Genomic DNA, 14,732 nt, shown 5'->3' on the forward strand with positions numbered 1-14,732 from the left:
GAGTGCCAAGAATTGGTCTTGGAAATGATGGCATCTGTTCGCAATAAGATGCCATTTTATCAGCAGGGTTTGAGGGCTGTAATGCTTATCCAGCAACCTCTTTAGCTCCTTTGTCGCCCCCTCAAGTTCAGAATATTAGGATTATACAATTTAGCTGTGTAACAGCTTACCACCCATTACTTCAGGGTTACGGGTAATTCTTGTAAGTTTTTGCATGGTTGATTAGATTGGTAAATTTTCTAATAAAGTTATAATTATGATTATGATTAAAGAAGCTATAGAATTGTATTTGGAAGTATTGAAAGAAGATGGAAAACTTATACCAGAACCTTCTACAATTTTTGGTAAAGTTGCAGTGAATATATAAGTCTAATTACTTTATACTTACTGCTGAATTTGATATGATATTTATTGATAGTTAGGAAAAGGTAAAAATCCAATGACAATTAGAGAACAAATTACGCAGGAGTTAGAAAGACTACCTGAACCTGTGTTACAAGAGGTTTTAGATTTTGTGCAGTTTTTAAAAACTAAACAACAACAAAAAGAGATGTTAAAAATTACGATTATGAGTGAATTTTCGCTGGCACAAGATTGGTTAAAACCAGAGGAAGATGCAGCATGGCAGAATTTATAAAAGGTGATGTTTTAAAATATTTTTAACTATTAGATTCATAAATACTTTGTAAATGTGGCGGTAAATCTATGTCCTGATAATTATCAACTGGAGCAGTCGAAAGACCACTTAATTCAGATAAATCTCTTATTTTTCTAGTTAATACTTCAATCAAAGAACCATTTTTAGTTAATTCAAGTAAATCCTCTTTTTCTAAAACAACTATTATCTTATTGGTTTTAGCATGAAAAACTACTTGTGTAAGTCTACAATCACTAGCTTTCCTCTGACGTGAATCACCTCTTTTTGGAAAGCCTGAAGCTCCATTTAATGTAACAAAAATTCCCAACCCAGCACCTCTTAAATGATGTTCCATTATGCTACATAGTCGAGCAAATTGTTTATGAGGTAAAGGTTCTCTTGTAGCTTTTGCTTCAACTACTATGTCTCTCTGTTCCCATTCAAGATATAAAGTCTTGCATACTCCTTTCCAAGCAATATCATCACCACTGACTAATAAATCATATTGAGGTCCAGCAGATTGAAAACTTTTAATACTTTGTACACCTTTTAGACCTTTAAATAATAAAAGTACAATTTGTTCGAGAAGTTTACCTGCTTCCTGTGTTTGCGAGCGTGTGGGGTTTTCTAATTCTGTATATATTTTAAGTTTGTCTAAAAATTCAGGTAGTTTATCATCTGCTTTATATAAATAAGAAGCTAATTTATTTAATGCTGGATTTCCTGATTCTAGAGAATCCATAGCATTAATTATTAATTCCACAAGCTCATCTTGACTTGGCATAATTCAATTAAACAATTTCAGGTGTTTGTTTGGATTTTGCCATCAGATCAAAAGATAGCTCATCATAACTTTCTACAGTGTTTTCACAATGAGGACAAGTCCACGGTAAATCAGGAAATCCAGTACCGTAAGGAATTGCATCTACTGGGATATCTGGATCACAATTATGATATATGAGAAGTTTCATGTCACAAATCCCTCTAGCTTCAAGGTCTGCTAAGATGGCAAGAGCTTCAGAGTATTCTATACCTAACTGCACAGCAAGTTGATGCGGCATTACATCACTGGTTGATGCCGTCATAAAATGCTTACTTAGTTCAGCCTTCTGATTTTCAGATAAGATGTCCACAGGACTCTTGTGGATGAAGCTAGTCATGGCTTTAGCCTTAAAATCCAAGCTCTTTTAGCAGAAATTCAAGAACAGAGGTACTACTACCATAGCATTTTAGATGTAGAAAAGAGTCTTGGGTTTTGGAATTTGGTTTAAGTCCAAAATAGCAGTGTGTTTTAATGAGAGGTTTTCTTGTAACTTTTTTTAATGTTTCTGCCTCTAGTTCGCTTGGTGTTAGTTCTCTATCCAACTCAAATTCATAGGATTTAGTACCCCACTCTTTAATCAAGGTTAACAAAATTGCATCTTCAGCATTACTCATTTTTTCAGGATCACCTACCAAACCCAGTTTTTGTAAAACCGAATTAGCTAGTCTTTCTGACAAAGCTTGTAATCCTCTCACATCAATCTCTGAAACTCCAGCACTGCGAGCATTTATGGCCAATCCTGATGCTTCTGCCCTAATGCGTAAGTGTTTCCATTTATAAGCAATGCCATCTATTGATTTATTAAGATATTTATCCCACATATCATGGAGAACAAGTTTATGAAGATTAGGAAGTTTCCAGTCTGCTTGACAATGATTAGCTAATTCATCAATAAATTCAGGAATATAATGCCAAAATGGAAATTGAATAGCTTCTATACGTTCACTAATTGTTGAACTCAAACTAAATCCATTCCAAAATAAAGCTACATAATCTTTTGCTACTTCTGCAATAACAGACCAACGAATATCACGTTTATCTGCTCGATTACTTGAATCATCAATTTTATGAGTTCGGATATACCATTTTTTATGGGGTTGATTTGCTTCCTGAATTGGTCCGTACCAACCATCATCCCCAAACTCTTTTAAAAATAATGCAGCAGGTTTTAGATTTGGTGTAAGAACATGAGTACCCAATTTCAAGCTCAACCATGTTTTTCGCTGTTTCACATATTCCAGTAATATTGTTTCTGGAGTAACCTTACCTTGTTCAAGTGCATTGGCTATCTCGGCTGCTAATTCAGCTTTTTTGAGCCGACTAGAACCTAATAAAATAGGTTGGAGGCTTTGAAGAGTAAATTCAGGACTTAACAGAAATTGCTCACAAAATTCTCTACCTGGAGCATACCCATTATCAACAAAAGCGTCAATAGTCATAAAATATTGGTCAAGATGTTGCGTTGATGCACTAGAAAGAATGTAATAAAACAGCATAACAAAAATTTGGGTAGGCAATATACCTACCCCATAAAATCCTATTTCAACCCTGCTAATAAATCACTTTTCGCAGTTTCTAAAGCTTGCGGTAACTTACTTGCATCCCTTCCCCCAGCTTGCGCGAGATTGGGTTTTCCACCACCACCACCTCCACAAATTTTCGCTACATTTCCTACAAATTTTCCTGCTTGGATTCCTTTTTTATTCACTTCCGAACTAAAAGCAGCAACGATACTTACTTTTCCCTCTTCAGGAATAGAACCTAAAACCACAGCACCATTACTAATTTTTTGCAGTAATCTTTCCGCAGCAGCTTTTAATGATTCTGCATCTACATCTTCCAGTTGAGAAACAATTATTTGATGTTCTCCTACGGTTTCCGCAGTTTGCAATAAACTGTCAGATTTCACTATTGCAAGTTGTGATTTTAGGGTTTGAATTGTTTTTTCACTGTTGCGAAGTTCGGTTTGTAAAGTTGTGATTCTGTCGGGTATTTCTTCCGGTTTAATTTTAAAGCGAAAACACAAATCTTTAGTTACTTGATCTCGCACGTTCAAATAATCTAAAACCGATGCACCAGAAACCGCTTCTATTCTTCTCACTCCTGAAGAAACTCCCGCTTCAGAAATAATTTTGAAAACGCCAATTTCCGCAGTATTATTAACGTGAGTTCCCCCACATAATTCCATGGAAACACCGGGGAAATCAATTACTCGTACTTCCTCACCGTATTTTTCACCAAACATTGCCACTGCACCTCTAGCTTTTGCTTCTGCTAAAGGTAATACTTCAATTTTAGCAGCATGGGCTTCAGAAATCCAAGTATTTACTAATTCTTCAACTTGTTGAACTTCATCCGCAGTTAAAGCGCGAGGACAGTTAAAATCAAACCGCAAGCTATCAAAAGAAACTAAAGATCCTGCTTGGGAAATTCCTTCATCAACAACTTTCTTTAATCCTGCTTGTAATAAGTGGGTTGCTGTATGGTTAGCTTGAGATCGACGACGACAAGAAGTATCAATTTGGGCGGTAATTTGATCACCGATTCTAATTGTACCTCGTTCTATTTTACCAAAGTGAACAAAGAAATCAGATTCTTTTTTCACATCTTCAATTCTGATTAAAATTCCATCACCGGAAATATATCCTTTATCTCCAATTTGTCCCCCTGATTCCGCATAAAATGGGGTTTTATCCAGGACAATTTGTACTTCTGTACCTGCTTCTGCTTCTTCTTGGGAAATACCAGCAACTAACAAAACTTCTATTTTTGCGGTTGCTGCTGATTGATTATATCCTAAAAATTCGGTAGAGTGGATATGTTCTGCTAGTTTATCCAAAGAACCTTGTACAGTTAAATCAATGGTTTCATGTGCTGCTTTTGCACGTTCTATCTGTTTCTGCATTTCTGCTTTGAAACCATCAACATCAACTGTTAAATTCTGTTCTTCAGCAATTTCTTGAGTTAGTTCTAAGGGGAATCCGTAGGTATCATATAAGGTAAATGCACTTTCTCCGCTAAGGTCAGTTAAACCTTTTTGTTTTACCTCTTGGATGATTTCTGCTAACAGCTTCTCACCTCTTTCTAAGGTTTTCAAGAAATTAGCTTCTTCTCTGGCTAATTCTGCTTTAATAGCTGCTTCCCTTTGGCGCAAATTGGGGTAAATTGATTCAGAAAGAGAAATTGCTGTTTCTGCAACTTTGTTAATAAATTCCCCAGAAATTCCGATTAATCTACCATGTCTAACCACGCGACGAATGAGACGACGTAAAATGTAACCTCTACCAACATTAGAAGCACGAATTTGATCAGCAATCATGTGAACTACGGAACGAACATGATCACCAATTACTTTTAAAGAAACTTTGGTTTTTTCATCACTTTGATGATAGTCAATTTTAGCAATATTCGCCGCAGTTTCAATAATCGGGAAAATCAAATCTGTTTCATAATTATTAGGAACTTTTTGGAGAATTTGCGCCATTCTCTCTAAACCCATTCCGGTGTCAATGTTCTTATTTTGTAATGGGGTGAGGTTTCCTTCTGCATCCCGATTATATTGCATGAATACCAAGTTATAAAACTCGATAAATCGGGTATCATCTTCTAAATCAATGTGATCATCTCCCTTTTCTGGGTGAAAATCATAATAAATTTCTGAACAAGGACCGCAGGGACCGGTGGGACCAGAAACCCAGAAGTTATCATCTTCTCCCATGCGTTTAATGCGTTTTTCTGGAACTCCAATTTTATCCTTCCAGATGTTAAATGCTTCGTCGTCTTCTTCAAATACACTAACTACTAAACGTTCAGGAGGTAAACCAAAAACTTGTGTGGAAATTTCCCAACCCCAGGCGATCGCTTGTTCTTTAAAATAATCACCAAAGCTAAAATTACCCAACATCTCAAAAAATGTATGGTGGCGTTTTGTCCGTCCCACATTTTCGATATCATTGGTACGGATACACTTTTGAGAAGTGGTAGCGCGTTTAAATTCCGGTGTGCGCTGTCCTAAAAATATGGGTTTAAATGGTAGCATCCCCGCTATAGTTAGCAGTACGGTGGGATCTTCCGGTACGAGGGATGCACTGGGGAGGGGTTGGTGTCCTCGTTGGGTGTAGAAGTCAAGGAATAAAGCGCGAATATCGTTACCGCTAAGATACTGGGGAGTTGAAGACATGAGTGTTTAAGAAATCAATTTTAATTAATTAAATTCGTCAGTTTTGCCAAACCGTCATTTACTATAATATTACCCACATTCCCCAATGGAAGGACTTTAATACACCTGTGGTGAAAATAAATGTAGAGAAGTTCTATAGAACTTCTCTAAAGTAGGTTTCAGGTTATGCTGAATAAATCTGAAAATCAGATATTCTTTTTGTCACTGTCTTTGTAATTCTTTAATGATACTCAAAGCCATCAAAGCCATTTGATAATCTGCCTCTCTACCCTGTTGTTTAAATAATTGTGCAGCTTTTTCTAAGTCCTTTATCGCCCCTTCCTTGTCTCCCAACTCATAGCGGACAACTCCCCGGTTGTTGTAGGCTAGAGCATGGTTAGGATTAATCCTAATAGCTTCATTGTAATCCTTTATCGCCCCTTCCTTGTCTCCCAATTCATAGCGGACAACTCCCCGGTTGTTGTAGGCATCAGCATCGTTAGGATTAATCCTAATAGCTTCATTGTAATCCTTTATCGCACCTTCCTTGTCTCCCAATTCATAGCGGACAACTCCCCGGTTGTTGTAGGCATCAGCATCGTTAGGATCAATCCTAATAGCTTCATTGTAATCCTTTATCGCTCCTTCCTTGTCTCCCAACTCTCTGCGGACAAGTCCCCGGTTGTTGTAGGCACTAGCATAGTTAGGATTAATCCTAATAGCTTCATTGTAATCCTTTATCGCCCCTTCCTTGTCTCCCAACTCTCTGCGGACAAGTCCCCGGTTGTTGTAGGCACCAGCATAGTTAGGATTAATCCTAATAGCTTCATTGTAATCCTTTATCGCCCCTTCCTTGTCTCCCAACTTACTGCGGACAAGTCTCCGGTTGTAGTATGCATCAGCATAGTTAGGATTAATCCTAATAGCTTCATTGAAATCCTTATTGAAATTCTTTATCGCCCCTTCCTTAGCTAGGGTTGGAGGGGAGATAATTAAGTTGAGTGTGGTAATTGAAATGAGACTTGACGTGAGACTTGAAGTGGGACTTGAAAGTAGTAATAAGCAAGTTGTAATGGCCGGATAGAGTTTCATGTTCACAAATGGATGTTAATGATTATTTGTAGATTGTCTTGCTAATCAGTTATTTTTACCACTCGCTAATTTTTTCCTTATGAACATTAGTATAAGAAGTTGTTGGAAAAGTTTCTTGTGGTGTATCAAATATTTTACCCCACCCTAACTCTCCCCTTGTTAACCAGGGCGTTTTCATTCTCCAAAATTGCGATGCTTACGGCAAGCGAAGCTATCGCCAGAACCTTTTGTCTGTCAATATTTGGGCTTGTTTTTCACATTAATTAATCAAAAAATAGGAAAAAAACTGCGATCGCTGTCTAGGAAAGAGTTTTGGGGAAATGATTTTGCAATTTATCCCCGACTTTGAAAACGCCCTCCTTGTAAAACCCAGGTATCTACACTGAGTTATGGGAGTTGTGTATTACTTGCGATAGTTAAAAAAGCAACTAGTGACCCATAGCTCTCAAAAACTAAGCTGTGGTGCATTTAATTTGTATAAGTGGAACAGGCAAGATGCCTGTTCCACAAGAGTTCATAATATTATCATTATAAAATTTAGCTGTGTAACAGCTTATTTCTGGAAAAGATGGAGATGATGCTAAACTGTATATAGAAAAAGAAGTTAAAGAAAAATTAGCGAAATTAAAATCAATTCAAAAAGAGGAGTCAGAACAATGAATTTACCCTATACTATCATTATTCACTGGAGTAATGAAGATCAATGTTATTTAGTTCATTTACCTGAATTTCCTACTCAAAAATATCATACTCATGGTAACACTTATGAAGAAGCTGTGAAAAATGCTCAGGAAGTAATAGAAATGTTGGTCTCTGAATATCAAGAAGATGGAAAACCTTTACCTATTGCTAAATCTTTAGAACAATTAATTAATGTGGCTTAATTTATGCAATTAGAAAAACTTTCTTCTATTGATGCAGCTATCATTTTAGAACATTTACCAGAAAGAATTAGAACAGCTTTAATTAACCATGCAACAGAAATTGAATATCCAGTTGAAGCTGTTATTGAAATAGCTATAGCCAGTTTTTTGGATACAGAAGCTTTAGGTTTTGCAGACTGTAAACCAGGACGCGGACAATAAAAATCGTGATATCCAAGATCCCCGACTTCTTAATTTAATCATCTCAATAAATTATGATTTCTTGGTAGAAGTCGGGGATCTGAATTTTTAATCTATATCAGGTTCAACACCTAAAGCACGTAATTGGGCAATTAATCTTTCTGTTTTTTGTCTCTCCTGTTCTGCTCTTTGTCTTTCTTGATCTGCGCGTTGTCTTTCAAATTCTGTGGGAGTTAATACCCAATTACCATCTTTATCATACCACCGCAACCAAGGCATATTGACATTTTTATAACTACCTTCCCAAACTCCCAAACCTAATTCTATGCTGGGTATCCAAAAACGATTATCAGTTAAGGTTGCTTCGGTATAGCGATTCTCTTTCAGAGACACTTCGTGAACGCCATTTAATTGAAACATCCTAAATTCAGATTGATAACGATCAAAAATTGCGTAATAAGGTACTCTTAAAATCTGCTCGTAAATTTCCCATTTACCAGGTGGTTTTTCCACATCTCGCAGTGTTTGACCTAAATCTTCTTTTTCTGTTCCTGGTGATAGTAATTCTACCACAATATGAGGATTAACTCCTTCTTGCCAAACTACATAACTTAATCTTAAATCTTGCTGTTCACCATATAAATATGGTACACCTAAAGCCGCAAACCAATCAGGACGTTTATACCACAATGGATGACGAGAATCATAATACAGATTCATGTCACTAGCTGTAAATATTTCCTCCATCTTATAATTACCAGGAGTAAAAGTTTCTGATAATAATTGTCGTTGTAATAAATGAAATTGATCTGGCAAACCTTTCTCCTCTGGATCTTCGCTGGGTAGATCATACATTGTGGGTAATGTTTCTTTGGGGGAAAGTGGCGGATCTGTTTGATACATTTTTCCCTGTCCTCAATAGATAGTTTCTATTTCTATATTTCTATTATGTCGCAATTTCACCAATTACCTTTTTGCATTCTTCAACAGCAACCCCTTTTCTCATTGCTTCCACTAAACTTTGATAAATCTCCCAATTTTCCTGAATCAAATTTTTAGCTTGCAATAAATGAAATCTTTGTTTCTGTTCAAAAATTCTCTCCTCAAAACCCAAAGCTGTTAAAAATTGATTTAACTTAGCTTTATCATCTCCACCACCTTCAGCAGACTTAAAAACTAACATTTCCGCAGCAATTCCCGCCATCCAAATATTACAATATCTTTCTACCATTGAAACGCCAATTTTGCCCCGTTCCAACTGTTGAGCAATTTCATTATCTTCTAATATTATTCCCCCTTGTCCCGGTTGTCCAATTTTCCAAGCTTCCCACGCACTAAGAGTATAACCAGTAACGCTAATTCCTAATAAATGGGCAACTAAAAAATGTCCTGCTTCATGATGTAGAATGCGTTCTTTATAAGTAGGAGAAAATCGCGCCAACCAATCTAAAACTATCGTTCCTCCTTTTCCTTGAAAACTGAAATTATCTAAAGTCGCAATACCTAAAAATCCAATTATAGTTAAAGCGGGGATAGTTGGGGAAAGATTGATTAATGGACCTAATAAAGTAGAAAGCGTCATCAGGAAAACAGAGATAGCAATAAGATTGATAGCGGTTTGATTCATGGTAGGTTTTTGTTAAAGAAATTGTGTTAAAGTGATATTACAAAGAGTATAATAATAAAATTATATCACATATATCACATATATCACATTTTATTTATATCCTACCCACTGCGTGACTTGAGCCATCCCTTTCCAACCTAAAAATTTACCAATAGGTTCTGCACGTTGAATAGATATCCTGGTAAAATTTCCCCCTACTTTTTCATACCATTCAAATAAGGTTTGTTCCCCTTCCAAAGTCACAACATTAGCTACCATTCTTCCCCCTATTTTTAAAGCATCCCAACATACATCAAATAATCCTGGTGCGGTGACTCCCCCACCGATAAATATAGCATCAGGTGTGGGTAAATTTTGGATAACTTCTGGTGATTTTCCAGCAATAATTTGTAAATTGGGTGTACCTAAAGCAGCAGCATTATCAGCAATATAATTTAGTCTATTCTGATTTTGTTCAATAGCGATCGCCCCACATCTAATATTACTTCGCATCCATTCTATAGAAATAGAACCACAACCCGCCCCAATATCCCAAAGTAATTCACCGGGTAAAGGTGCTAATGTTGATAATGTCACCGCCCTTACTTCTCGTTTTGTTAATTGTCCATCATGGTGAAAAGCACTATCAGGTAAACCGGGAAATCTTGATAAACCAGTTATTCCTAAATCTGCAATACATTCCACGGCAATTGTATTTAAAGATGCGATATCTTGATGATTCCAATTATTGACAAATCCTGTTAAAATCCGTTCATTAACACTACCCATTCTTTCTAAAACTGTGATTTTACTATTCCCATAACCCCGGTTTTTTAAGATTTCAGCAACAGTTTTCGGTGTGTTTTTACCTGCACTTAAAATTAAGAATTTAGCACCAGGATAAATATAAGATTGCAAGAGAGAAACAGGACGACCGCATAAACTTAAAGTTTCTGTTTCTGTAAAGTTCCAACCTAACCGAGAACAAGCTAAACTAAAAGCGGAAGGTGAGGGAATAATAGTAAGTTCATCAATAGGAATATGTTTAATAATAGTAGCACCCACACCATAACACATTGGATCGCCACTAGCTAAAATACAAATTGATTTGCCTGTATCACGTAGGTTGATAATTTCTTGAATAGAATTATTAAAAGGAGATTTCCAAGTAATTTTTTCCCTATTATCTTCAGGTGGTAACATTGCTAAATGACGTTCCCCACCGATGATAATTTGAGCTTGGTTAAGAATAGAAAGAGCGATCGCACTTAATCCCTGAATTCCATCTTCACCGATGCCGATAATTGATAACCACTTTTGCATAATTCGTCATTATTAATAGTATTCTGTCAAGATAATTTAGATGCGTTTCCCCTGAAGTGCCAAGATTGCTAACCCAAAAAACAAAAATTCGTTTGACCACCTAACCAAAATTTTGCTCAAAAAAAATATTACTAGAAACTTATTCTTTATAATCACATATTTTGAATTTCATTTAATCAATACTCCAGAGACTTTTTTTATGCTTCGAGTATGCCTTCACCTGAAGAGCCTTAATCGACAGCACCACTGGCATCATGTCATACCAGCGAGTATGAATCAGGGGTATGGCAACGATTCAAGAAAAATTCCGCCATATTGCTTGAAACACTTATCCAGAGGTAATTGTAGTGATTCCAGAAGTCCTCTTATTTAACATCTAAAACTTTGCCTAGTTTACGTTATCATGGTAAGATTTCTTCGTGCAAAATTATTTACTTTTAAATTTACCAGATGTCTATTCCTGAAATTACGCAAACTTTATTAGAGGCAAAGAAAGAGAAAGGTTTAAGCTTTGCTGATTTAGAAAAAATTCTGGGACTGGATGAAGTATACATTGCGGCTATATTCTACCGTCAAGCTAGTGCATCACCTGAAGAAGCTAAGTTATTAGTAGAAGCATTGGATTTAGCCCCCATCTATATCCAAGAATTGACCAAATATCCAGTCAAGGGGTTAGGGCCTGTTGTCCCAACAGACCCACTGATTTACCGCTTCTATGAAATTATGCAGGTCTATGGCTTCCCGATCAAGGAAGTAATTCAAGAAAAGTTTGGTGATGGGATTATGAGTGCAATTGACTTTACCTTAGATGTGGAAAAAGAGGTAGACCCCAAAGGCGATCGCGTTAAAATTACCATGTCTGGTAAATTCCTACCGTACAAAAAGTGGTAGAGATTTACTTGACGCTCCCCGCCTTAAAAGAACGCCAGTCGCCTCAAGTCGGGAGACCCGCCCACGGCGCTGGCTCCCCAGCCCCCCTGCTTCTTCTGTCACCTGTCACCTATCACGTTAAAAATTCCTCCAGTTCCACAATACCCTTAGAACCATCAATGCGTACTTGTTGACCATCCTGAAGGAGATAGGTAGCACCGCGCACATCCATAACTGCGGGAATACCGTATTCACGAGCGACGATCGCCCCATGAGAAAGTTTACCACCAGCTTCGGCGATGACTCCTCCCGCCCTGACTAAAATAGTCGCCCAACCAGAATCGGTATAAGGTACAACTAGAATTGTCTGTTTATTAATTTCTCCTGCTTCTTGTAAATTTCGCACTACCTTAACTTGTCCGGCGGCCTGTCCTTGACTGGCGGGAATACCTAGTAAAATATGGTCAGAGGTATCAATGGGTGCAGCGATAGGATGGGGGGGATTGTTACCGTAAACTAAAGGGGGAATTTGAGTAATTTGGCTATCTTCGAGAAATTGCGATCGCCGCTTTTGCAATAACTCAGCAACTTGATCTCTCAGTTCTGGATCAGCGTTTGCTGCTAAACGTCGCACTTCTCCTAATTTCAAAAAGAAGATATCCCCTGTTTGCTTTAATAAACTTTCTTTGAGCCACATCTTTTCTAAAGCTAAAAATGTCCAGCGTAATTCCGCCAATAAGCGAGAATAAACTTCTGTGACTCTACCTTTGAGATCCACCCGTCTTTGCACAAAACCTTGGTGACGCTGTTTAGATTCATCCGTATTTGCTGCTTCATGTCCTTGGATGAACTGAACAAACATTTGTCTGACTAGGTGAGGTTGTTCTTTCCATCTGGGAACAGAAATATCTGTTGCTACCTCACTCAAATAACCGTAATCTTCCAATATTTCGGCAAATTCATCTAAAATTCGCTGCCCTTCTGGAATTTGTGCCAGTTGTTCAAAAACTCTTTCTGGGTCAATCTCCGGTAAAATTGCCTGAACATCTGCGGCTAAAATTCGCAGCGATCGCAATGATGCTACTTCAGGAGTAATACTGTGATCAATTTGCTCTTCCTTCACCCCAGAAACCGCTTGCCGGATGGCAGCACTCAAGGGAGATAAAATACTGTAGTAAGTACCCTGGTTGAGCAAATCAAGAATTAAGTCCACTCTGGTTAACAAATGCGGTGCTGATAATTCCTCAATCAGTTCATTTGCTAATTTTGTCAACCCCGGAATAAATCTTTGACGATAATCCCGCTTAAATTCCTGTTCTAAGCTGATTTCTCGCTGTAACAGCTTTGTCAATCCTGGTAAATTCTCCAAGGTGGAAGCTAGAGGCGGTTTACTCATTTTTGCGCCTCTGGTTAAAAAATCCAAACTTTCTGGTGGTAAACCCATCTCCAGAAACACTTCACCTAAAAAGGAAGCATTAAAGTAAGCTCTAGAATAATGCAGCGTTGCCATTTTGGTGAAATCTAACTCGCGGGTTTTGTCACCTAAGACTATGGTGAACAGTTCTCCCCACATCCCACAAGTTAAGGGTAAATTAATTGACCAGGTTAAGGGATGAATCACACCGGGAATGACTTCAGCGGCGATTTTCCTTGTCCAGATTGGTAGTAGGGTGGTAATTGGTCGTGCTTGCAATACCCAGAGAGTTTGTCCATCATAACTCCACTCTACATCTTGGGGAACGCCATGATAACGTTTTTCTAATCTTCTGGCTAAATATGCTACTTGTTTGATTAATGGTTGGGGAATTTTTCCTTCTCCCTCAAATTTTACTGTAGATAATTTATCTTCACCGACGACAAACACCCGATATTGTTCTGGTGTGATTTTCCCGGAAACAACTTGTGCGGGACTTCCTGATACTGCTTCAATGATGACTGCATCACCTTGTTGGGCAATGGGATCACGACTAAAGGCCACACCAGAATATACACTTTGGACTTGGGGTTGAATCAATACGGCCATGGCCGCATCTTTCGCACCAAGATTGCGCCGATACTCTACAGCAGTAGGATGATTATAGGAGGCTTGAACTTGGGCGATCGCTAGTTCTAACTCTTGTTTATTAGTAACATTCAATACTGTTTCGTATTGTCCCGCCGCAGAAGCTTGTTGTGAGTCTTCCCCAATCGCAGAAGAACGGACTACTAAGGGTGACAGGGATGATGGTTGCAGAAAATCAATCAACAAACCAGGATCATCAAAGGGCGCTAAAATCCAGCCTTTTGGCACGGGATAACCCCAGCGTTTGATTTGTGATAATGTAGCTGCCTTAGCTCCAAATACCTCTGGTTCTAAGTCATCATCTAAAGTGATAATCGTTTGCTCACCACCGCTTAAATATTGCATCATCGGTTGTGATTCTGTGTCTGCTTCTGCCACTGGCAGATCCATGTCATCGGGCATTTGTTGATAAATCCAACCGACTAACCCCGCTAATGCAAAGGCAGCGAGAATTTTTGGGAAATCATTAAAATGTAAGACTGCTACAAATACGGGAAATAAAATTAAAACCCCATATTTAATCGCTTGTTTAGAGCGCAGAATGACAAAGCCAATGGCAGCTACTAAACTCACAAATCCGGCAATTAGGGGATCGTGCATCAAAAATCCCCAAACTACGTTTGTTGTTCCTGCTCCTTTCCCTAAAGCATATCTCCCTATCACTAAGGCTATCAAAGCTATTAATTCCCAAAATGAGCCTTGAGGAAAGAAAATACGGGCGATTGATACTGCTGCAATTCCTTTAAAAGCTTCCGACAGCACTGCCAGAATCCCCACCAGTTTACCACCGTGATAGAAAGCAGCAGAGACGCTAATATTTCCTGTACCCATTTGTGCTAATCGCTGACGCTTGAGAGCGTAAGTAATCCAAGCAATTAGCGGCATTGCCCCTAAGAGTGGGCAAGTAATTAAAATAACTAATAAACCCCAAAGCTGAAACATTTATTGTTGTTTTTGTATTTTAGATTTATATTAGACCTGTCCGAAAATTAAAAAGGCAGTCTGTGTATGGCTTTGAGGATGTTCTCATTTCAGCCAGACTTGACGTAATCATCAGGGCTAGAGATAGTTACTGTTAGTATAGCCCGGAAAAAAT

Annotated in this window: 14 protein-coding genes; 4 read left to right on the forward strand and 10 right to left on the reverse strand. The window is 37.9% G+C overall.

The window, feature by feature from the left end:
- Window positions 1-439 precede the first annotated feature (439 nt).
- The gene (locus tag FFR48_RS17680; RefSeq protein WP_137668276.1) at window positions 440-637 is read left to right on the forward strand and encodes a DUF2281 domain-containing protein; all 198 of its coding nucleotides are present in this window, start codon (window positions 440-442) and stop codon (window positions 635-637) included.
- Window positions 638-659: 22 nt separating this feature from the next.
- Here the strand turns inward: FFR48_RS17680 and FFR48_RS17685 are convergent, their stop codons facing one another.
- The 6 genes from FFR48_RS17685 to FFR48_RS30165 form a co-directional block, all read right to left on the reverse strand.
- Window positions 660-1,421 carry a hypothetical protein gene (locus FFR48_RS17685; protein ID WP_137668277.1) on the reverse strand — a complete coding sequence of 254 codons (762 nt, stop codon included), beginning with the start codon at window positions 1,419-1,421 and terminating at the stop codon, window positions 660-662.
- A gap of 7 nt (window positions 1,422-1,428) precedes the next feature.
- Window positions 1,429-1,797 (reverse strand): rubredoxin, encoded by a 369-nt coding sequence (locus FFR48_RS17690; RefSeq protein ID WP_137668278.1) that lies wholly within the window; start codon window positions 1,795-1,797, stop codon window positions 1,429-1,431.
- 10 nt (window positions 1,798-1,807) lie between these two features.
- Entirely contained in the window at window positions 1,808-2,956 is a 1,149-nt protein-coding gene (locus FFR48_RS17695; RefSeq protein ID WP_236104100.1) for a hypothetical protein, read from the reverse strand.
- A gap of 41 nt (window positions 2,957-2,997) precedes the next feature.
- Window positions 2,998-5,640 (reverse strand): alanine--tRNA ligase, encoded by a 2,643-nt coding sequence (gene alaS / locus FFR48_RS17700; protein WP_137668279.1) that lies wholly within the window; start codon window positions 5,638-5,640, stop codon window positions 2,998-3,000.
- A gap of 201 nt (window positions 5,641-5,841) precedes the next feature.
- Window positions 5,842-6,711, reverse strand: a complete 870-nt coding sequence (locus FFR48_RS17705) for a tetratricopeptide repeat protein (RefSeq protein WP_137668280.1) — start codon at window positions 6,709-6,711, stop codon at window positions 5,842-5,844.
- Window positions 6,712-6,766: 55 nt separating this feature from the next.
- Entirely contained in the window at window positions 6,767-6,889 is a 123-nt protein-coding gene (locus tag FFR48_RS30165) for a hypothetical protein (RefSeq protein WP_268932447.1), read from the reverse strand.
- Between the two features lie 478 nt (window positions 6,890-7,367).
- On the opposite strand from FFR48_RS30165, the gene FFR48_RS17710 reads away from it, so the two are divergent.
- Window positions 7,368-7,595: a type II toxin-antitoxin system HicB family antitoxin gene (locus FFR48_RS17710; protein WP_137668281.1), complete on the forward strand. Its 228-nt coding sequence runs from the start codon at window positions 7,368-7,370 to the stop codon at window positions 7,593-7,595.
- Window positions 7,596-7,598: 3 nt separating this feature from the next.
- A complete protein-coding gene (locus FFR48_RS17715; protein WP_137668282.1) occupies window positions 7,599-7,796 on the forward strand; it encodes a hypothetical protein in 198 nt (65 codons plus the stop codon).
- Between the two features lie 87 nt (window positions 7,797-7,883).
- Here FFR48_RS17715 and FFR48_RS17720 read toward each other — a convergent pair whose 3' ends face one another.
- The 3 genes from FFR48_RS17720 to cbiE all read right to left on the reverse strand — a co-directional run bounded on the left by FFR48_RS17720 (window position 7,884) and on the right by cbiE (window position 10,704).
- Window positions 7,884-8,678 carry a Uma2 family endonuclease gene (locus FFR48_RS17720; RefSeq protein WP_137668283.1) on the reverse strand — a complete coding sequence of 265 codons (795 nt, stop codon included), beginning with the start codon at window positions 8,676-8,678 and terminating at the stop codon, window positions 7,884-7,886.
- A 43-nt stretch (window positions 8,679-8,721) separates the two neighbouring features.
- Entirely contained in the window at window positions 8,722-9,402 is a 681-nt protein-coding gene (locus FFR48_RS17725) for an ATP-dependent Zn protease (RefSeq protein ID WP_137668284.1), read from the reverse strand.
- A 90-nt stretch (window positions 9,403-9,492) separates the two neighbouring features.
- Window positions 9,493-10,704 carry a precorrin-6y C5,15-methyltransferase (decarboxylating) subunit CbiE gene (cbiE, locus tag FFR48_RS17730; protein ID WP_137668285.1) on the reverse strand — a complete coding sequence of 404 codons (1,212 nt, stop codon included), beginning with the start codon at window positions 10,702-10,704 and terminating at the stop codon, window positions 9,493-9,495.
- A 450-nt stretch (window positions 10,705-11,154) separates the two neighbouring features.
- On the opposite strand from cbiE, the gene cynS reads away from it, so the two are divergent.
- A complete protein-coding gene (cynS, locus tag FFR48_RS17735; RefSeq protein ID WP_015214273.1) occupies window positions 11,155-11,595 on the forward strand; it encodes a cyanase in 441 nt (146 codons plus the stop codon).
- Between the two features lie 112 nt (window positions 11,596-11,707).
- On the opposite strand, the gene FFR48_RS17740 is transcribed toward cynS, so the two are convergent.
- Window positions 11,708-14,578 (reverse strand): glycerol-3-phosphate acyltransferase, encoded by a 2,871-nt coding sequence (locus tag FFR48_RS17740; protein ID WP_137668286.1) that lies wholly within the window; start codon window positions 14,576-14,578, stop codon window positions 11,708-11,710.
- Window positions 14,579-14,732: the final 154 nt, after the last annotated feature.

This window comes from Sphaerospermopsis reniformis, assembly GCF_005402885.1.
Taxonomy (GTDB): Bacteria; Cyanobacteriota; Cyanobacteriia; order Cyanobacteriales; family Nostocaceae; genus Sphaerospermopsis; species Sphaerospermopsis kisseleviana.